The following is an 18,039-nucleotide window of genomic DNA, read 5'->3' as shown; positions in this document are numbered from 1 at the left end:
TCACTATGACCGCATTGCCCACCATCGTCGATCAGGATGCCTGGCAGGCCGAACTCGATCAGCTCCGGATCCGGGAGAAGGCCGCGACCCGCGAACTCGACGCCGTCGCCGCCCAGCGCCGGCGCCTGCCCGCCGTCCGCCTGCCCGCCTACACACTGAAAGCCGAAGACGGCAGCGATGTTTCGCTCGCCGAGGTCTTCGACGGACACTCGCAGCTGATCACCTATCACCACATGTGGACACCGGGGAACACCTGGCAGTGCCCCGGCTGCACCGGCCTCACCGCGCAGTACGCGCGGCTGGACTTCCTCGACGGCTACGACGCGCGATTCGTCATCGTGACGCAGGGGCCGATGGACGAGGTGCTCGCCTACAAGAAGCGCGTCGGCAACGCGATGACCTGGTACTCCACCGCTGACAGCCCGTTCGGCGCCGACATGGGCGCCGGGCCCGGGGCGGGTTTCGCCGTGAACACTTTCCTGCGCGACGGCGACACCGTCTACCGCAGCTGGCACACCGACGGCCGCGGCACCGAACAACTCGCCTACACCTTCGGCCTCATCGACGCGCTCCCCTACGGCCGCCAGGAGGAATGGCAGGACAGCCCCGAGGGCTGGCCGCAGTCACCGACCTACAGCGGCTGGCCGAGCAGCAAGGACGTCGCCGCGTCCTACGGCGACCCGAGCGCCTGACCTGCGAGATCAGCGCCCACCGCACGCTCGACCGCAGGCCAGTCGGGCGTGTGGGTCAACCACGGCGGGATCGGCCCGGTCTGCGCGCCGAACAGGTACAGCCGGGGCACCAGGTCGCGCAGGATCACGTGCACGTCGAGCCGGTCGTCGATCATGTGCGTGATGCCGAGTTCGGCGCAGTGCGGCGCCTTGCCCGCGCGAGTTCTGCAGAAGCGCAAGTGTTCTCGGGGTATGCCGGTGCGCGCGGCGAAGTCGTGATGGTCGAGCCATTGCCTGGTGCGTTGTTCGATGCGCGGACCGCATTTGGAGATCACCCAGGCGTTGCCGTCGAAGGCTCTCACCAGCCGGTTGAGCACGGCGAACGCATCGGGACCGGGTGGAGTGCTCATCGCTTCGTCGAAGCCACCCGACAGGAATACGGTGTCCGCGGCGCCCGGTTCGAGCGCTGCCCCTTGGATCACTCGGCCGAAGTCGACGCCGAGGCGGGGTGGAGAAATATTGTTCATACGCCCGCAAGCATGCCCGGGTTCTCCCCGCGTGCCAACTGATTTTCGGCGCATAACGGCCGGTCCAGGGTTCAGCGCGGTGCGCGCACAATAGTTGCCTGAGCGCGCAGAAGTGGAACAGTGGATCTCGACAGCCGCGGCGTGTGGCGCCGCTCGAGCTCTACTCACTCCAGGAGAAAACCTGTGCGCTTCGGCATCTTCGTTCCCCAGGGCTGGCGGCTGGATCTGGTCGGTATCGAACCGGCCGACCAGTGGTCGGTGATGCGCGACCTGGCCCAGCGGTTCGACGCGGGCACCGACTGGGAGTCGATCTGGGTCTACGACCACTTCCACACCACACCCGTTCCCACCGACGAGGCCACCCACGAGGCGTGGACGTTGATGGCGGCGTTCGCGGCCACCACCTCCCGCGTGCGGTTGGGCCAGATGTGTACTGCCATGAGCTACCGCAACCCCGCCTACCTGGCCAAGGTGGCGGCCACCGTCGACCTCATCTCGGGCGGGCGGGTGGAGATGGGCATCGGCGGCGGGTGGTACGAACACGAGTGGCGCGCTTACGGTTACGGCTTCCCGCCTGCCGGTGAGCGCCTCGGCCGCCTCGACGAGGGCGTACAGATCTTCCGCGAGGCGTGGAAGACCGGCCGAGCGACGTTGGACGGCAAGTACTACCAGGTCGACGACGCCATCGTGCACCCACGACCGTTGCAGGAGAACGGGATTCCGATCTGGATCGCCGGTGGCGGCGAGAAGAAGACCCTGCGCATCGCCGCCAAATACGCCGACTACACCAACTTCAGCGGCGACCCCGACGAGTTCGCCCGCAAGTCCGACATCCTGCGTCAGCACTGCGAAGAGGTCGGCACCGATTTCGCCGCGATCACCCGCAGCTCGAACTTCAACGCCATCGTGGGCACCACCGAAACCGAAGTGCAGGAACGCCTTTCGACCATCGTCGACCGTTTCACCCCCTTCCTCGGCGCCGACGAGGCGAAAGCCCGCGTGCACGAACAGTTCGCGACCAGCGCGGCGGTCGGCACTCCGGAACAAATCGTCGAACGCCTCACGAAGGTCAAGAACCTCGGCCTCGCCTACACCATCGTCAACTTCCCCGAAGCCGCCTACGACACCTCCGGCATCGAACTCTTCGAACGCGAGGTGATCCCGGCATTGGCGTAATCCACGCCGGTGAACTCGGGCGGTCCGCGCCTTCGCTTCGCAGGGCGCGGACTCGGCTCAGGTCGGGAAGGTCGGAATGATCGAATCGCCCATGTGGCGCAGGGTGGTGCAGGCGTCGGCGGTCTGCTGGGTGGGGTTGTTCACGACGACCATGCGGATGACGCCTTGGGACGCGGCGAAGAGGATGTCACAGGAGGTAGGGGCGTCGCCGAGGCGACGGCCGGTGCGGCCCGCGACTGTGTAGTCGGTGAAGGGTGTCGGACCTGCTTCCCTTTCGAACTCCTCGAGGGTTCGCGAAGTCGAGAACACCCTCAGGTAGGCGGTGGCGCCGGTCCATTCGCAGGTCTGCCAACCGGCGGACACCGCACCTGCCGCCACCTTCGTCGCGGGGTCGACACCGGCCTTCTGTAGTGCATCCGCGCTGACTCCGGCGCACGGCTCGAACAATGCCTTCGGTTCCGCGGACCGGGGCTCCTCGCTCGAACATCCGACGAGCGTCGCCAACGCCAATCCCCCGGTCGCCAACGCCATGAGCGCGCGCTTCATCCGTTCCCTCTCACCGTGCATCGCAAAACGCGGCCACGTTAACAAGGCTGGCAACCTCACCGAGCGATCCTTCGACAAGACTTGGTCGGTCACCACCTCGCTCGCACCGCGGCTGTGACGAACACCCACACCACGCGCCCGGCCGGAAAACTAGGGGTAGGCCCGTTCAGTGGCGGCACGCTCGGGCAGCGGATCCGCGATGGCCCAGCCCGCGGCCAGCAGCTCGTCGACAGCGGCGACAGCGGTGGCGAGGCGCTGCTCGTGCGGACCGGTCAGCATGGCGAATCGGCGTCCGGTGCGGGTGAGTTCGTCGCGAAAACGCTCCGTCATCCACGGCCGGAGGTGCTCGCCGTCGCGCAGGCCGTCGTCTTCGAACGCGACGCCGGCATGGTCGGTGAGCAACCACAGATGCTGGCGGTGCTCGGCGACGATGCCGGGATGGGCGTAGCCGAGATAGCGCTCGTGCCAGATGGTCGTGGCGAAGGCGTCGGTATCGCAGACGAGTATCGGACCGGTTTCGCGGGCCGCGCGATCCTCGCTCGCCTGCTGGTGCGCGGCAATCAGCGGAAACTCCGGCGAGGTGAACCCGATGTCGGACCAGTGCCCACCCGGACCGAGGGCGGCCAGCTTCCGTTCGCTGTATTCGCGGCCGTACTCGGGGACGTAGCGAGCGCCGTAGTGCGCGGCGAGCGCCCGCGCCATGGTCGTCGTTCCGGTCGACTCCGCGCCGAGCACCACCACCCGCTTGGTCATCGCGGCGCGAACCGGCGGGGAAAGGAAGTCCCAGTGCGCGACGGGGTTTCGGCGGATCGCGGTCGCCGAGATCGGGTGGCGCAGTCGCCGTGGGTCGACGCAGATCGCATCGGCGCCGAAGCGTCGGCCCAGCTCCTCGCCGTAGGCCTCCGAGGTGAACACCGCGTCGACCGGGTCGGGAACAGCGGCGAAGAACACCGCCATATGGGCATCCCACACGGCAGGATCGGTGATGTCCATCGGCACATCGTCCACGGCGCCGACGACGGAAACCCCTGGATCTGCGTGCATTTCGCGCATCCAGGCAACCCGGTCGGCGAGCGGGATCGACTCCACCGACGAGGCGCAGACCAATACGGTCAGCCGATCACAGCGGGCGGCGGCGGTGCGGACCAGATGGTGATGACCGGCGTGCGGCGGATAGAACTTGCCCAGTACCAGTCCGTGCCCGTACCGCGTCATGCGGCGACCGGCACCGGCGCCGCGACCACATCGCGCCGCCATGCGATCAACCCCCGCACACACAGCGCCAGAAATCCGAGATACAACAGCGCCGTCAGGAACAGCCCCTTGTAGGCGTAGAGCGGGATGTAGACGATGTCGGCCGCGATCCACAGCCACCACGACTCCAGGCGTTTGCGGCACTGCCCATAGGTCGCCATCAGCGACAGCGCGGTGGTCAGCGCGTCCCAGAACGGCACGGTGGACTCGGTGGCGGTGTCGAGCAGCACGGTGATCGCGACAGTACCGAGCACTCCGCACGCCGCGAGCACGATCCATTCGACCCGCGTGGTCCGGCGCACGGGCAGCGGCGTCACGCGTGAGGACCCGTGCACCCAGGTCCACCATCCGTACCCGGCCAGCGCGATGAACACCAGCTGCAACCCCGCATCGGCGAAAAGCCCGGCCTGGGTGAACAGCAGAATGAAGAACACATTGTTGGCGATGCCGATCGGCCAGTTCGCGATGTGCTGGCGAGCGACCAACCACACGCACAGCGCCCCACTGCCGAATCCGAGCACCTCGGTCCAGCTCACCGCCGTTCCGAGCAGCGTGAACAACGGCTGCTGCAGCGCGGCAACCAGATCCAGCACGTTCATGTCCCCACCCTCACTATTAGTCTCAATGACCATAATTAATCCCGCATCACATGGCAAGACGTCTTCGGCGTCGAACACGAAGCGATTCATGACCTTTCGCGATTGTGGCCTTGACCACATCACTGCGATGCGGCTATGTTCTCTCGCCAACAGACTTGGACATACGTTCAGTTGAACGAGCGTCCACCTGGGGATCGAGGACGCAGATGATGAGGACGATGAGGCGACCGGTGCGCTGGCTGACGGCGCTGGCACTCGCAGCCGGGCTGGCCGTGAGCAGCGCTCCGGCGACCGCCGATCCCGCGACACCGCTGACGCCGCTGCGGGCACAGGGGTCCGCGCTGATCGACGGGTACGGACGCACTGTGCTGCTGCACGGGGTGAACACCGTCGACAAGGACGCGCCCTACCTGCAACCCGGTGACGGATTCACCCTCACCGACGAATCGGCGGCGACCCTGGCTCGACACGGGTTCACCACAGTCCGGCTCGGGGTGTCGTTCGACGGGCTGATGCCGACAGCGGGTGTTGTCGATACCGCCTACCTCGACCGGGTCGAGAATGTCGTGGATACCCTTGCCGCGCACGGCATCTACACGCTGCTCGACAATCACCAGGACGGATTGTCGAAGATCTGGAACGGCAACGGGTTTCCCGAATGGGCCATCCGTGCTCGGCCCTCGGACGGTGAGCCCAATCCCGGATTCCCGCTGTACTACCTGATGCCGAGCATGAATGCCGGGTGGGACGAGGTGTGGAACAACACCTACGGAGTGCTGAACCATCTGGGAGCGGCCTTGGGCGCGCTCGCCGAGCGGATGAACGGGCGAGCGAGTGTGCTCGGGATCGAGCTGCTCAACGAACCGTGGCCCGGCTCAGCGTTTCTCACCTGCTATCCCGACGGCTGTCCCGACTTCGACGTGAAATATCAACGGGCGCTGCAACAGCTGACCGATGCGGTCCGAGCGCACAATGCCACCGTGCCGGTGTTCTGGGAGCCGAATGTCACCTGGAACGAGACCATGCCGAGCCACCTGGGCAAGAATCCACCGATCACCAGCCCGAACATCGTTTTCTCCCCGCATGATTACTGCATTCCCAGCCAGCTCGCGATCTACCTCGGCCTGCCCGAGGAGCTGCGGGCACTGTGCCCGCCGCAGCAAGACCGGACCTGGTCGAACATCGACGCGTTCGCCGGCCGCACCGACATCCCCACCATGGTCACCGAATTCGGCGACGGCGATCCGACCGTGTTGCGCAACACCACCACCCGGGCCGACGAACGGTTCGTCGGCTGGCACTACTGGCATTACAGCGCCCGCGACGGTGATCCCTTCCGCGGTGAACTCGGCCGCGAACTGGTCCGCACTTATCCACAGGCCACCGCGGGAACCCCCGACGGCATGGTCTTCGATTCCGGCACAGGCGATTTCGCCTACCGGTACCGTCCTCGCCCAGCCTCGGCGCCGACCGAGATCTACGTCTCGGATCTGTTCCATCCGGACAGCTACGAGGTGAAGGTCACCGGCGGTCGGGTCACTTCGGCGCCCGGCGCGCGCATCGTCACCGTGGAAGCCGACGGCACCGACCCGGTCACCGTTCGCATCCACCGCCCTGGCTCGGCGGGCGCGGACCTTCCCACCGGCGGCGGCACGGGATCGGCCTCGGGATTCCCCTGGTTGTCGTCCGGATCAGCGGGCTGACACCGGAGGTGATCAGGTCGGCAAGGTCGACACCGGGTGCTTGTTAAGCGGCGTCGACCACGCTGAGCCCCATGAGCAACGCAGCACCGCCCCGGCACGCGGCGAGGAACAGCGGATACGAGCGCGGCCCCGCACGACCGAAGGACGAATTCCCGCTCACCGGGCGCACTTCCAGCGGCGACGAGACCGGCGTGATCCCCGCGTTCCTCATCGATATGGCGCTGCACGCCGCGATCGGCGTCACCGCCTGGTACCTCGCACCCGGCACGACAGCCGTCCTGTACGGCATCCTGGCCTGGCTGAGCGCGTCTTTCCTGCACCGCACGGTCATCCAGCACCTCACCCGGACAACGATCGGCAAGTGCCGGTACGGACTCCGACTGCGCCACGCCGACGGCACCTACCCGTCGACCTGGCAGCTGACCGTCCAGTGGTTCCGCGGCGGCTGGTCCTGCTTCGATCTCTTCGACAGTGCCCGCTGACACGAAAGGGGCGGTCTCCCTCGGGAGACCGCCCCTTTTTCGAGCTCAGCTCACAGCATGCAGCTGACGCAACCCTCCACCTCGGTGCCCTCCAAAGCCATCTGGCGCAGGCGGATGTAGTAGAGCGTCTTGATGCCCTTACGCCATGCGTAGATCTGCGCCTTGTTCAGGTCGCGGGTGGTGGCGGTGTCCTTGAAGAACAGCGTCAGCGACAGCCCCTGGTCCACGTGCTGGGTGGCCGCGGCGTAGGTGTCGATGATCTTCTCGTAGCCGATTTCGTAGGCGTCGTCGTAGTACTCGAGATTGTCGTTGTCCAGGTAAGGGGCCGGGTAGTAGACGCGGCCGATCTTGCCTTCCTTACGGATCTCGATCTTCGACGCCACCGGGTGGATCGAGCTGGTCGAGTGGTTGATGTAGGAGATCGAACCGGTCGGCGGCACGGCCTGCAGGTTCTGGTTGTAGATGCCGTATTCCTGCACCGAGGCCTTGAGCAGGCGCCAGTCGTCCTGGGTGGGGATGCGCACGCCGGCCTCGGCGAACATCTGAGCCACCTTGTCGGTCTTGGGTTCCCACGCCTGGTCGGTGTACTTGTCGAAGTACTCACCGCTGGCGTACTTGGAGTCGGCGAACCCACCGAACGCGGAGCCGCGCTCCTTGGCGATCAGGTTCGAGGCCCGAATCGCGTGGTAGACCACGGTGTAGAAGTAGATGTTGGTGAAGTCCACACCTTCTTCGGAGCCGTAGTGGACCCGCTCACGCGCCAGGTATCCGTGCAGGTTCATCTGACCGAGGCCGATGGCGTGGGACTCGTTGTTGCCCTGCTCGATCGAGGGCACCGAGAAGATGTGCGTCTGGTCCGAGACGGCGGTGAGCGCGCGGATCGAGGTCTCGATCGTCTGACCGAAGTCGGGCGAATCCATCGCCTTGGCGATGTTGAGCGAACCCAGGTTGCACGAGATGTCCTTGCCCACCTTGGAATAGGACAGATCGTCGTTGAATTCCGAGGGGGTGGAGACCTGCAGGATCTCCGAGCACAGGTTCGAGTGGGTGATCTTGCCCTTGATCGGGTTGGCCCGGTTCACCGTGTCCTCGAACATGATGTAGGGGTAGCCCGACTCGAACTGCAGCTCGGCGATGGTCTGGAAGAATTCGCGCGCCTTGATCTTCGACTTGCGGATGCGCTTGTCGTCGACCATCTCGTAGTACTTCTCGGTGACGTTCACATCGGCGAACGGCACACCGTAGATGCGCTCGACGTCGTAGGGCGAGAACAGGTACATGTCCTCGTTCTTCTTCGCCAGCTCGAAGGTGATGTCGGGGATCACCACACCCAGCGAGAGCGTCTTGATGCGGATCTTCTCGTCCGCGTTCTCACGCTTGGTGTCGAGGAAGCGGTAGATGTCGGGGTGGTGGGCGTGCAGGTACACCGCGCCCGCACCCTGACGCGCACCCAGCTGGTTCGCGTAGGAGAAGGAGTCTTCCAGCAGCTTCATGATCGGGATGACACCCGAGCTCTGGTTCTCGATCTTCTTGATCGGGGCACCGTGCTCACGAATGTTGCTGAGCAGCAGGGCGACACCGCCGCCGCGCTTGGACAGCTGCAGCGCGGAGTTGATGGAGCGCCCGATGGACTCCATGTTGTCCTCGATGCGCAGCAGGAAGCAGGACACGGGCTCGCCGCGCTGCTTCTTGCCGGAGTTGAGGAAGGTGGGGGTGGCGGGCTGGAACCGGCCGTCGATGATCTCGTCGACCAGGTTGCTCGCCAGCATCTCGTCGCCGGCGGCCAGCGTCAGCGCGACCATGCAGACGCGGTCCTCGAAACGCTCCAGGTAGCGCTTACCGTCGAAGGTCTTGAGCGTGTACGAGGTGTAGTACTTGAACGCGCCGAGGAAGGTCGGGAACCGGAACTTCTTGGCGTAGGCCTGCTGGAACAGCTGCTTGACGAAGGGTCGACCGTACTGGTCGAGCACCTCGGTCTCGTAGTAGTTCTCCTTGACCAGGTAGTCCAGCTTCTCGTCCAGGTTGTGGAAGAAGACGGTGTTCTGGTTCACGTGCTGCAGGAAGTACTGGTGCGCGGCCTCGCGATCCTTGTCGAACTGGATCTCGCCGTTGGGGCCGTACAGGTTCAGCATGGCGTTGAGGGCGTGGAAGTCCATGACCTCGCCCGCCTCGCCGCGCACCGCCGACTGCTCTAGGCGTGCTGACTTGCCTGCCGGTGCTGTGGTTGCTGTTGCCAAAACAATCCCAATCCCTCTCGGACGCGCGCGACGTCCTCAGCGGTTCCCATGAGTTCGAAGCGATACAGATACGGCACCCCGCATTTTTGCGAGATGATGTCTCCTGCAACGCAATAGGTATCGCCGAAGTTCGTGTTGCCGGCCGCGATCACCCCGCGCAGCAGCGCGCGGTTGTGTGGGTCGTTGAGGAACTTGGCGACTTGCCGTGGAACGAGGTCCTTGTCGGGACGTTGTCCGCCCATGACGTGCCGACCACCACCATAGGTGGGGGTGATCAGCACGTAGGGTTCGTCGATCCGCGGCGATTCAGCGGTGGTGTGTAGTGGAAGTCGAGTTGCCGGGAGACCGAGCTTCTCGACGAAACGATGGGTGTTCTCCGAAGCGCTGGAGAAGTAGACCAGCCCGCCCGGAGTCATCTGCTCGGGCATGGCGCCTCCTTACCGGCGAACCGGCGCGAACTAGGCGTACCTCCGCCTCGCTACGGCCATGCGCGAAAGACTGAGGAACGCTCCGCGTCGGTGACCATTATGCAGCCGCGACGGCGAGCGACTTGATGCGGTCGGGACGGAAGCCCGACCAGTGATCGTCACCCGCGACGACGACCGGCGCCTGCAGGTAGCCCAGCGCCATCACGAAGTCACGCGCCTCGTCGTTCTCCGAGATGTCGATGACGTTGTAGTCCACGCCGACCTTGTCGAGAGCCTTGTAGGTGGCGTTGCACTGCACGCAAGCGGGCTTGGTGTACACGGTGATGGTCATGATGGAAGTCCCTCTCTCCTATGCCTGATCCACAGCCTGTGATCCGTATGCAATGCACGAACGGGTGATGCTGCGCAAACTCCTGGATCTAGCGAAGAAAGCCCTGCTCGCAACCCCTTCCCTTGGGCCCGATCAGTGGTGGCTCCACACCGTCTTCCAGTACGACAGACACTACACCTAGTGTCCGACAGATGGGAACAACACAAGGTGTTGCGAGTCGCACGGATGTAATTCCCACGCGGTAAGTCCCAGGACGGGCCGCCGACCAGCAGGGAAAACAGTGGTTCAGATCACGATTTCATCTACCGGCGAGTCTTCAGCAAACTCCGTGGACAGCGAAAGGGCGTCGCCTCCGCGATGGAGGCGACGCCCTGCCGAACGATCAGCTTACGCGGTGATCAACGTGCCGTTCACCGCGGCGACCAACTCGTGCACGGTCGCGCCGAGCTGGGTCAGCGCCTCGGCATCCTCGGCCGGATGAGTCTGCGCGAAACGCTCGCCGATGGTCGCGAACTGCGCGTGCGCCGACTCGACGACGACGCCGCCCGCCACGCCGACGGACTTGACGGTGTCGCCGTGCGCCCACGCCGCGGCGTTCGGGCTGATCGACGCGCTCACCACCGCGACCGGCTTACCCTTGATCGCGCCGGCGCCGTACGGACGCGAGGCCCAGTCGATGGCGTTCTTCAGCACGGCGGGCAGGGTGCCGTTGTACTCGGGGGTGACCAGCAGGACGGCATCGACCGCGGCGACGGCGGCACGCAGCGCAGCGGCCTGCGCGGGCACGGCGTCGGGCACATCGAGGTCTTCGTTGTAGAACGGAATCTCGCCGAGACCCTCGTAGATGGTGATGTCGACACCGGCGGGCGCGGTCTGCACGGCAGCCTCGGCCAGGCGGCGATTGATGGAGCCCGCGCGCAGGCTTCCGACGAGAGTAAGGATGCGGGTCTCGCTCATTGCGACTCCTGGTGTACTCAGTGGAATGATCCAAGTTTCATCCGACATTAACCGGACCCCGGTCCGATTACTTCCCGCGGAGGACGTGTGAGCGGCGTGAGCTACGGCACACCCAAGCCCGACGAGCCGCCCCTGCTGGGGATCGGACGACCGCTGCCCGGCAGTGCGGAGCCCGTCGAACGTGCCGACGCCGCGCGCAATCGCGCGCTGCTGCTCGACGCGGCCCAGCAGTTGGTGCGTGAGCACGGCGTCGACGGCCTCACGATGGACGCGCTCGCCAAGCGCGCGGGCGTCGGCAAGGGCACAGTCTTTCGCCGGTTCGGCAATCGGACCGGGCTGATGCTGGCCCTGCTGGATCACTCCGAGCAGAAATTCCAGGCCGCGTTCATGTTCGGGCCCGCGCCGCTCGGTCCCGAGGCGGGCCCGGTCCAGCGGCTGATCGCCTTCGGGCGGACCCGGCTGCTCGATATCGAGGTCGAGGGCGATCTACACCAGGCCGCGGAGAAGGACGGGCGTTTCGGTGGCGGACCCTACGCCCTGCACAAGTCGCACGTCATGCTGCTGCTTCGCGCGAGCGGCGTCGACGGTGAGGTTGCGCTGATCGCCGACACGCTGCTGTCCACGCTGTCGGCGGCGCTGGTCATCCACCAGGTCGAAGTGCTCGGGTACACGCGCGATCAGATCGGCGACAACTGGGAATGGCTCGTTCGCCGAGTCGTTTCGCCTGTCCCCCAAGTAGAGTGAGACCGCATGGGGACACTGCGTGAACAGATCATTGCCGAATTGGGTGTGCTGCCCGAGATCGAGGCGAAGCAGGAGGTCCGGCGGCGCGTCGACTTCCTGAAGGACTACCTGGCCACCACCCCGGCCAAGGGATTCGCCCTCGGGATCAGCGGCGGGCAGGACAGTGCGCTGGCCGGTCGGCTGTGCCAGCTGGCCGTCGAGGAGTTGCGCGCCGATGGTGTCGAGGCGAAGTTCCTGGCGGTGCGGCTGCCCTACGGCGTCCAGGCCGACGAGCACGACGCGCAGACCGCCTTGAATTTCATCGACCCCGATCGCACGGTCGTGGTGAACATCCGGCCCAGCGCCGACGCGGTGGGCATCGAGGTGGCGGGCGCGCTCGATCACGAGCGCTTGCGCGACTTCGTGCGCGGCAACATCAAGGCGCGTGAGCGGATGGTCGCCCAGTACGCCCTCGCGGGCCAGGAAAGCCTGCTGGTGGTCGGCACCGATCACGCGGCCGAAGCGGTCACCGGGTTCTTCACCAAGTTCGGCGACGGCGGTGTCGACCTGACTCCCCTCACCGGTCTCACCAAGCGCCAGGGCGCGGCCCTCCTGCAAGAACTCGGCGCCCCCTCGAGCATCTGGTCCAAGGTCCCCACCGCCGACCTCGAAGACGACCGCCCCGCCCTCGCCGACGAGGACGCACTCGGCCTGCGCTATGCCGAGATCGACGACTACCTCGAAGGCAAGGACGTCACCCCCGAGGTGGCCGCCCGCGTGGAGTCGATCTTCACCAACACCCGCCACAAGCGCACCGTCCCGGTGACCCCGCTCGACACCTGGTGGCGCTAGGGCGTGATCTCGGCCCCACCGGCTCAACAGATCGCGGCGCCGTCACCTGGACGCGGTGGCGCGCAACAGGTCCCGAACCAGCTCGTAGTCCGGTTCCTTGCGGAAACGCAAGCATCCCTTGCCCATGTCATGTCCCGCGAGACGGTCGGCGAAGGCCGCGCGGACGTCGGAGCGCAGCAGGTAGAAGGAGATGTACTGCTTCTGACTGGCGAAGGCGACCTCGCCGGTGCCGTCGCGTTCGTAGGCGGGCATGCCGTAGGACATCACCTCGGTGAAGCCCGGCAGCTCCTGGAGGCACAGGTCGCGCAGCCTGGTGAGCGCCTCGCGGCGATCCTCCGGGAGTTCGGTGAGGTAGGTCGCCACGTCGGGTGCCTTGCTCTGGACCACGGCTAGCCGCCCGCGAACGGCGGGAGAACGTCGACTCGGTCGCGGAGCATGGCCGACGGGTCGCGGGTGAGCTCGTCGCCGATGAGGAAGGCACAGACGCCGACGAGGCTGTCGATGTCGGAGCCGTAGGTGGCGGCGAGGGTGGCGCGCAGGTCGGCGACGGTGGCGCCGTCGGGTAGGTCGAGGGATTCGGTGTTCTTGCCGACCGCGTCGGCGATGGCGGCGAAATAGCGAACCTCAACCACCGATGGCTCCCATCGTGCGTTCCGGGGGGACGAAGCCGGCGGCGTCGATACCGTGACCGGCCCATTTCTGCCACATCGCACCGCGCCACAGCTCGGCGACCTCGTCGTCGTCGGCGCCTGCCCGCAGCGCGGTGCGCACGTCGAACTCCTGGTCGCTGAACAGGCACGAGCGCAGCATGCCGTCGGCGGTGAGCCGGGTACGGTCGCAGCTGTCGCAGAACTTGCGGGTAACCGTGGCGATGATGCCGACGGTCGCCGGTCCACCGTCGACCAGCCATTTCTCGGCCGGAGCCGACGGGTCCGCGCGGGCGGTGGGGGTCAGGGTGAAGCGCTCGCCGAGGACGTCGAGGAGGTCGGCGGCGGTCACCATGTGATCGCGGGCCCACTCGTGGTCGGCGTCGAGGGGCATCTCCTCGATGAAGCGCAGTTCGCACTGTTCGGCCAGGCACCACGCGAGCAGGTCGGCCGCGCCGGCCAGGTTCTGGCGCATCAGCACGGCGTTGACCTTCACCGGCGCCATGCCCGCGTCGCGCGCGGCCCGGATGCCGTTGAGAACAGACTCCAGTCGGTCGCGTCGGGTGAGACGGGTGAAATCCTCCCGGTCGACGGTGTCGAGGGAGACATTGACCCTGGTCAGACCGGCCGCGGCGAGCTTATGGATGCGATGTTCCAGACCGACGCCGTTCGTCGTCATGGCCAGCGGGGTGCCGGGCACCGCCGCGTGACAGCCCGCGATGATCTGTTCCAGTTCACGGCGCATCAGCGGTTCGCCGCCGGTGAACCGCACCTCCCGCACACCCAGCTCGCGCACCGCCAGCGACACCAGCCGCACGATCTCGTCGGCGGTGAGCAGTTCCTGGCGCGGGATCGGCGGCAGGCCCTCTTCAGGCATGCAATAGGTGCAGCGCAGCGAACACTTCTCGGTGATGGACACGCGCAGGTCGCGGGCGATCCGGCCGAAGCGGTCGACGAGGAACGGCGTCTCGGGCCTGCCGTCCAGGGACGGCCGCTCCGATCGCACGGCGGGTATCCCCATCTCGACCAGCGTCATCTCTACAGTATGACCCGTAAGGCCCGTCACATTCCGTGCGCCGGGCCGATTCTTCGCGAACTCGTCAGCTCACCGCCGAACGCCCACCACCGTGAGCAACGCGACGCCGACCGGCCCTGACACCGACGATTAAGCTGGCAGCATGACTCCCCGGCCCGCTACCGCGTCGGCGCGCAGCGTCGACCAGTACCGCGACACCGTCGCCGCGCTGCTGGCCCGCCTCGCCGACCGCCCGGCTGAACAGGTGCCGGTGCCCGAGGCGCTCGGCCGCACGCTGTCGGCCGATGTGGTGTCACCGATCGATCTGCCGGTGTTCCGCAACTCGGCGATGGACGGCTACGCGATGCGCGCGGCCGATGTGGCCGTCACGCCGGTCACGCTGCCGGTGGTCGGCGTGGTGGCGGCGGGTAAGCCGGGCACCGACGCGCTGCCCGCCGGATCCGCGATGAAGGTGATGACCGGTGCGCCGATGCCCCCCGGCGCCGACTGTGTGGTGCCGGTCGAGGATGTGCAGGCGGGCGAGGGCCGGATCGTGGTCGAACGTGGCCGTGGACGTGGCGAATTCGTGCGCGAAGCCGGTACCGATGTGCGCACCGGCGAGCTCGTCGCGCGGGCGGGCACGGTGCTCGCACCCCGGCATATCGCCGCACTGGCCGCGGTCGGCCTGCCCACGGTGCCGGCGCTGCGTCGATTACGCGCTGTCTGCATCACCACCGGGGACGAGCTCCAGCCCGCGGGCACCACGCTGGCCCCTGGCCAGATCTACAACTCCAACGGCATCGCCCTGGCCGCCGCGTTGCGGGTCGACGGCGTCGAGGTGGTCGACGTCGCGCACAGCACCGACGACCCCGCGGTGTTCACCTCGGTACTGCGCGCCGCGACCGCCGTCGCCGACCTGGTCTTCACCTCCGGTGGCGTGTCCAAGGGCGACTTCGAGGTCGTCAAGGACGTGCTGGGTCCGCTCGGCGGGACGTTCGGCTCGGTCGCGGTGCAGCCGGGCGGACCGCAGGGCTACACGGTGGTCGACGAGGTCCCCGTACTCAGCTTCCCGGGCAATCCGGTGAGCACGATGGTGTCGTACGCCGTGTTCGCGCGCCCCGCCGTGCGCGCGCTGGGCGGATTGCCGGAACTCGTGAGCGGCGAAACCACGCTGCTGACACCGCTTCGGTCTCCTGCCGGTCGTCGCCAATACCTGCGCGGCCTGCTCACCGAGGACGGGGTCGAAGTGATCTCGGGCCCCGGCTCACATCTCATCGCGGGGATGGCCTGGGCCGATGTCCTCGTCGACATTCCCGCCGAGGTCACCTCGCTGGCCGCCGGTGTCGCTGTGCGAATCTTATCGCTATGAGCGAGTTGTCCCACGTCGACCGCGAGGGTCGCGCGCGCATGGTCGACGTCAGCGCGAAAGCCGACACCACCCGGATCGCTGTCGCCGCAGGCGAATTGCAGACGACCGCGGAAGTGGTCGCGCTGGTGCGGGCCGAGGGGATGCCCAAGGCCGATGTGCTGTCCACGGCACGGTTGGCCGGAATCGCCGGTGCGAAAAAGACATCCGAGCTGATTCCGCTGTGTCATCAGCTGGCGTTGTCGTCGGTGAAGGTGGAGTTCGCGTTCACCGAGACCACCATCACGGTCGAGGCGACCGCGAAGACCAAGGGGCCCACCGGGGTCGAGATGGAGGCCCTGACCGCTGTCGCCGTGGCCGGGCTGACCCTGCACGACATGGTGAAGGCGGTGGATCCCGCCGCCGTGATGAACGGGGTTCGGCTGGTCACCAAAGAGGGTGGAAAGCACGGGCATTGGGTGCGACCCGAGCATCGATCCGACTCCGATGTAGCGGCAGTAGTCAGCGCTGCGGCGGAATCGGCTGATGACCAGACCTTGTCGCGGTCCGCCGTCGTGGTGGTCGCGTCTACCGGCACCGCGGCGGGGACCCGCACCGATACCACCGGGCCCGTCCTCGTCGATTGGCTGACCGCGCAGGGATTTTCGGTGCGTGGGCCGCTGGTCTACGCCGATGCCGAGATCGCCGCCGGGCTGGCCGACGCGCTGAGCGCAGCGCCCGCGCTCGTCGTCACCACCGGTGGCACCGGCGCCTCTCCCACCGACGCGACGCCCGAGGCCACCCGCGCCGTGCTCGATCGTGAGCTACCCGGTGTCGCCGATGCGATCCGGCAGCGGGGGACCGCGAAGTTCCCCCTCGCGGCGCTGAGTCGCGGCGTTGCCGGGCTGGCCGGTCGGACCGTTGTCGTGAACCTGCCCGGTTCGCCCGGCGGGGTGAAGGACGGGATGGCGGTGCTGGAACCGCTGTTGGATCATCTGCTCGCGCAAGTAGCCGGAGGCGGCAACCATGAGTGACTTCGGTGCGGTTCGGCTGGCGACCATCAGCGATCAGGACCTCGATCCCCTCGCCGTCGAAAAGGCCGTCGAAGGACCGGAATTCGGCGCGGTGGTGGTTTTCACCGGCAAGGTGCGCAACCATGACAGCGGGCAGGCAGTGACTTCGCTGGAGTACTCCGCGCATCCTCAGGCCGAGCGCTTCCTGCACGCGATCTGCGCGGAAGTGGCGCAGGCGAGCGGACTTCCGGTCGCGGCATCGCATCGCATCGGGTCGCTCACGATCGGTGGGCTGGCGATCGTGGTGGCGGTGGCCGCGCCGCATCGGGCCGAGGCGTTCACGGTCTGCGCCGAGCTGGTCGACCGGATCAAGCACGAGGTGCCGATCTGGAAGCGGCAGTTGTTCGCCGACGGGCTTTCCGAGTGGGTCAACGCCTGCGGCTGACACTACTGCGTGGCGTACCGCCACACACCGAGCATCTCCTGCTCGTCCAACGGTGTCTCACCGTCGAAGACGGTGTCGTGCAAGCGTTTCACCGCCGCGTCCGCGTCCAGTCCGGCGCCGATCAGCACCAGGTTCGAGACCCGTCGCTCGCCGCGCGCCCAGCTTCCAGGGGTGATGACCACGTGCCTGCCGACCAGGTGGACTTCGAATTTGCGTCGCTCCCCCACCACCGCGAACACGACACATCCCTTGGCGCGGAACAGACCTGACGGCGGATCTTCCAGAAAGGACACCAGTGCACGCGGATGCAACGCGTGCTCGCTGGTGAACGCCACCGAGACGTAGTCGTCGTGGAGATGACGATGGTCGGGGTCGTCGTGGTCATGGTCGTCGAGCAGTGTGTCGAAGCTCAGTTGCTCGGCTACTTTCGGCTGCTCGGGCGCCCGATCGTCGAACAGCAGGCCGGGATCGATGCGGCCGTGCGTCGTCGCGTAGACCGGCACCTGCCCGACCCAGTCGGCCAGCTGTGCGCGCAAACCGGCCAGCGCCTCGGCCTCGACCCGATCGGCCTTGTTCACCAGCACCAGATCCGCCATCCGCAGATGCGTCACCAGCTCAGGATGTCGCGCGCTGGTGGCGGTGAACTGCTCGGCATCGACCACTTCGACCAGACCGCCGTAGGCGATGCGCGGATTGGGGTTGGCGATCACCATCCGGATCAGATTGCGCGGCTCGGCCAGTCCGCTGGCCTCCACCACGATCACATCCACCGCGCTGCGCGGTTGCGCCAGCTGTGCGAACAGATCGTCGAGTTCGGACACGTCCACCGCGCAGCACACACACCCGTTGCCGAGCGACACCATCGCGTCGACCTGCCCCGCCACCAGCATCGCGTCGATGTTCACCGCCCCGAAATCGTTGACCACCACCCCGATCCGGGTCCCCCGATTGTTGCGCAACAGGTAGTTGAGCAGGGTCGTCTTCCCCGAACCGAGAAACCCAGCAACGATCACGACAGGAATCACCGCACCCATGCTGCCACCACCTCACCGCGGCGAAGTCGACCGGTCCACCACGCCGGATACCGT

General features: G+C 66.7%; 21 protein-coding genes. 9 read left to right on the top strand and 12 right to left on the bottom strand.

The features are described from left to right. Positions 1-5 precede the first annotated feature (5 nt). Positions 6-692 (top strand): DUF899 family protein, encoded by a 687-nt coding sequence (locus ACFVJ5_RS17075; protein WP_379221100.1) that lies wholly within the window; start codon positions 6-8, stop codon positions 690-692. On the opposite strand, the gene ACFVJ5_RS17070 is transcribed toward ACFVJ5_RS17075, so the two are convergent. Beyond that, positions 671-1,198: a hypothetical protein gene (locus tag ACFVJ5_RS17070; RefSeq protein WP_378633174.1), complete on the bottom strand. Its 528-nt coding sequence runs from the start codon at positions 1,196-1,198 to the stop codon at positions 671-673. The genes ACFVJ5_RS17075 and ACFVJ5_RS17070 overlap by 22 nt on opposite strands. A gap of 183 nt (positions 1,199-1,381) precedes the next feature. On the opposite strand from ACFVJ5_RS17070, the gene ACFVJ5_RS17065 reads away from it, so the two are divergent. Continuing rightward, positions 1,382-2,374, top strand: a complete 993-nt coding sequence (locus tag ACFVJ5_RS17065) for an LLM class F420-dependent oxidoreductase (RefSeq protein ID WP_379221098.1) — start codon at positions 1,382-1,384, stop codon at positions 2,372-2,374. 57 nt (positions 2,375-2,431) lie between these two features. Here the strand turns inward: ACFVJ5_RS17065 and ACFVJ5_RS17060 are convergent, their stop codons facing one another. The 3 genes from ACFVJ5_RS17060 to pnuC all read right to left on the bottom strand — a co-directional run bounded on the left by ACFVJ5_RS17060 (position 2,432) and on the right by pnuC (position 4,773). Then, entirely contained in the window at positions 2,432-2,920 is a 489-nt protein-coding gene (locus tag ACFVJ5_RS17060; protein WP_379221096.1) for a DUF3558 family protein, read from the bottom strand. 150 nt (positions 2,921-3,070) lie between these two features. Then, positions 3,071-4,135, bottom strand: a complete 1,065-nt coding sequence (locus ACFVJ5_RS17055) for an AAA family ATPase (RefSeq protein WP_379221094.1) — start codon at positions 4,133-4,135, stop codon at positions 3,071-3,073. Further along, positions 4,132-4,773: a nicotinamide riboside transporter PnuC gene (pnuC, locus tag ACFVJ5_RS17050; RefSeq protein WP_379221092.1), complete on the bottom strand. Its 642-nt coding sequence runs from the start codon at positions 4,771-4,773 to the stop codon at positions 4,132-4,134. The genes ACFVJ5_RS17055 and pnuC overlap by 4 nt, the downstream gene beginning before the upstream one ends. Positions 4,774-4,991: 218 nt before the next feature. Here pnuC and ACFVJ5_RS17045 point away from each other — a divergent pair, with 218 nt between their 5' ends. Together ACFVJ5_RS17045 and ACFVJ5_RS17040 are read left to right on the top strand one after the other, a co-directional pair. Further along, on the top strand, positions 4,992-6,476 hold the full coding sequence (locus ACFVJ5_RS17045) for a cellulase family glycosylhydrolase (protein ID WP_379221090.1): 1,485 nt from the start codon (positions 4,992-4,994) through the stop codon (positions 6,474-6,476). Positions 6,477-6,547: 71 nt separating this feature from the next. Further along, positions 6,548-6,958, top strand: coding sequence for an RDD family protein (locus ACFVJ5_RS17040; RefSeq protein ID WP_378651675.1), 411 nt, complete (start codon positions 6,548-6,550; stop codon positions 6,956-6,958). 50 nt (positions 6,959-7,008) lie between these two features. Here the strand turns inward: ACFVJ5_RS17040 and nrdE are convergent, their stop codons facing one another. From nrdE to ACFVJ5_RS17020, 4 genes are all read right to left on the bottom strand, one after another. Beyond that, positions 7,009-9,114 (bottom strand): class 1b ribonucleoside-diphosphate reductase subunit alpha, encoded by a 2,106-nt coding sequence (nrdE, locus tag ACFVJ5_RS17035; protein WP_379221886.1) that lies wholly within the window; start codon positions 9,112-9,114, stop codon positions 7,009-7,011. Positions 9,115-9,149: 35 nt separating this feature from the next. Continuing rightward, positions 9,150-9,623, bottom strand: a complete 474-nt coding sequence (gene nrdI, locus ACFVJ5_RS17030) for a class Ib ribonucleoside-diphosphate reductase assembly flavoprotein NrdI (protein WP_378953263.1) — start codon at positions 9,621-9,623, stop codon at positions 9,150-9,152. 97 nt (positions 9,624-9,720) lie between these two features. Beyond that, a complete protein-coding gene (nrdH, locus tag ACFVJ5_RS17025; protein ID WP_379221088.1) occupies positions 9,721-9,954 on the bottom strand; it encodes a glutaredoxin-like protein NrdH in 234 nt (77 codons plus the stop codon). A gap of 387 nt (positions 9,955-10,341) precedes the next feature. Next, positions 10,342-10,911, bottom strand: coding sequence for an NAD(P)H-dependent oxidoreductase (locus ACFVJ5_RS17020; protein ID WP_379221086.1), 570 nt, complete (start codon positions 10,909-10,911; stop codon positions 10,342-10,344). 96 nt (positions 10,912-11,007) lie between these two features. Here ACFVJ5_RS17020 and ACFVJ5_RS17015 point away from each other — a divergent pair, with 96 nt between their 5' ends. Together ACFVJ5_RS17015 and nadE are read left to right on the top strand one after the other, a co-directional pair. Then, positions 11,008-11,655, top strand: coding sequence for a TetR/AcrR family transcriptional regulator (locus tag ACFVJ5_RS17015; RefSeq protein ID WP_379221884.1), 648 nt, complete (start codon positions 11,008-11,010; stop codon positions 11,653-11,655). Between the two features lie 6 nt (positions 11,656-11,661). Beyond that, complete coding sequence (nadE, locus tag ACFVJ5_RS17010) at positions 11,662-12,486, top strand: ammonia-dependent NAD(+) synthetase (protein WP_378633155.1); 825 nt, start codon at positions 11,662-11,664, stop codon at positions 12,484-12,486. A gap of 42 nt (positions 12,487-12,528) precedes the next feature. On the opposite strand, the gene ACFVJ5_RS17005 is transcribed toward nadE, so the two are convergent. From ACFVJ5_RS17005 to moaA, 3 genes are read right to left on the bottom strand one after another with little or no spacing between them, the layout of a single operon-like run. After that, positions 12,529-12,873, bottom strand: a complete 345-nt coding sequence (locus ACFVJ5_RS17005) for an iron chaperone (protein WP_379221084.1) — start codon at positions 12,871-12,873, stop codon at positions 12,529-12,531. 2 nt (positions 12,874-12,875) lie between these two features. Next, positions 12,876-13,118 (bottom strand): MoaD/ThiS family protein, encoded by a 243-nt coding sequence (locus ACFVJ5_RS17000; protein ID WP_056812377.1) that lies wholly within the window; start codon positions 13,116-13,118, stop codon positions 12,876-12,878. After that, a complete protein-coding gene (moaA, locus tag ACFVJ5_RS16995) occupies positions 13,111-14,169 on the bottom strand; it encodes a GTP 3',8-cyclase MoaA (protein ID WP_378991486.1) in 1,059 nt (352 codons plus the stop codon). The genes ACFVJ5_RS17000 and moaA overlap by 8 nt, the downstream gene beginning before the upstream one ends. Before the next feature lie 142 nt (positions 14,170-14,311). Between moaA and glp the strand changes: the two genes are divergently transcribed. Genes glp through ACFVJ5_RS16980 form a run of 3 tightly spaced genes read left to right on the top strand, consistent with a single transcriptional unit; the run spans position 14,312 to position 16,951 of the window. Continuing rightward, a complete protein-coding gene (gene glp / locus ACFVJ5_RS16990; RefSeq protein WP_379221082.1) occupies positions 14,312-15,517 on the top strand; it encodes a gephyrin-like molybdotransferase Glp in 1,206 nt (401 codons plus the stop codon). Then, positions 15,514-16,527 (top strand): bifunctional molybdenum cofactor biosynthesis protein MoaC/MoaB, encoded by a 1,014-nt coding sequence (moaCB, locus tag ACFVJ5_RS16985; RefSeq protein ID WP_379221080.1) that lies wholly within the window; start codon positions 15,514-15,516, stop codon positions 16,525-16,527. Before glp ends, moaCB begins: the two co-directional genes overlap by 4 nt. Further along, positions 16,520-16,951 (top strand): molybdenum cofactor biosynthesis protein MoaE, encoded by a 432-nt coding sequence (locus ACFVJ5_RS16980; protein WP_379221078.1) that lies wholly within the window; start codon positions 16,520-16,522, stop codon positions 16,949-16,951. Before moaCB ends, ACFVJ5_RS16980 begins: the two co-directional genes overlap by 8 nt. Before the next feature lie 2 nt (positions 16,952-16,953). On the opposite strand, the gene ACFVJ5_RS16975 is transcribed toward ACFVJ5_RS16980, so the two are convergent. Further along, positions 16,954-17,985, bottom strand: coding sequence for a CobW family GTP-binding protein (locus tag ACFVJ5_RS16975; protein ID WP_379221076.1), 1,032 nt, complete (start codon positions 17,983-17,985; stop codon positions 16,954-16,956). Positions 17,986-18,039: the final 54 nt, after the last annotated feature.

Source organism: Nocardia sp. NPDC127606, assembly GCF_042671725.1.
Classification (GTDB): Bacteria; Actinomycetota; Actinomycetes; order Mycobacteriales; family Mycobacteriaceae; genus Nocardia.
The sequence above is the reverse complement of the archived record's forward strand: the minus strand, read 5'-3'. Positions and strand labels throughout refer to the sequence as shown.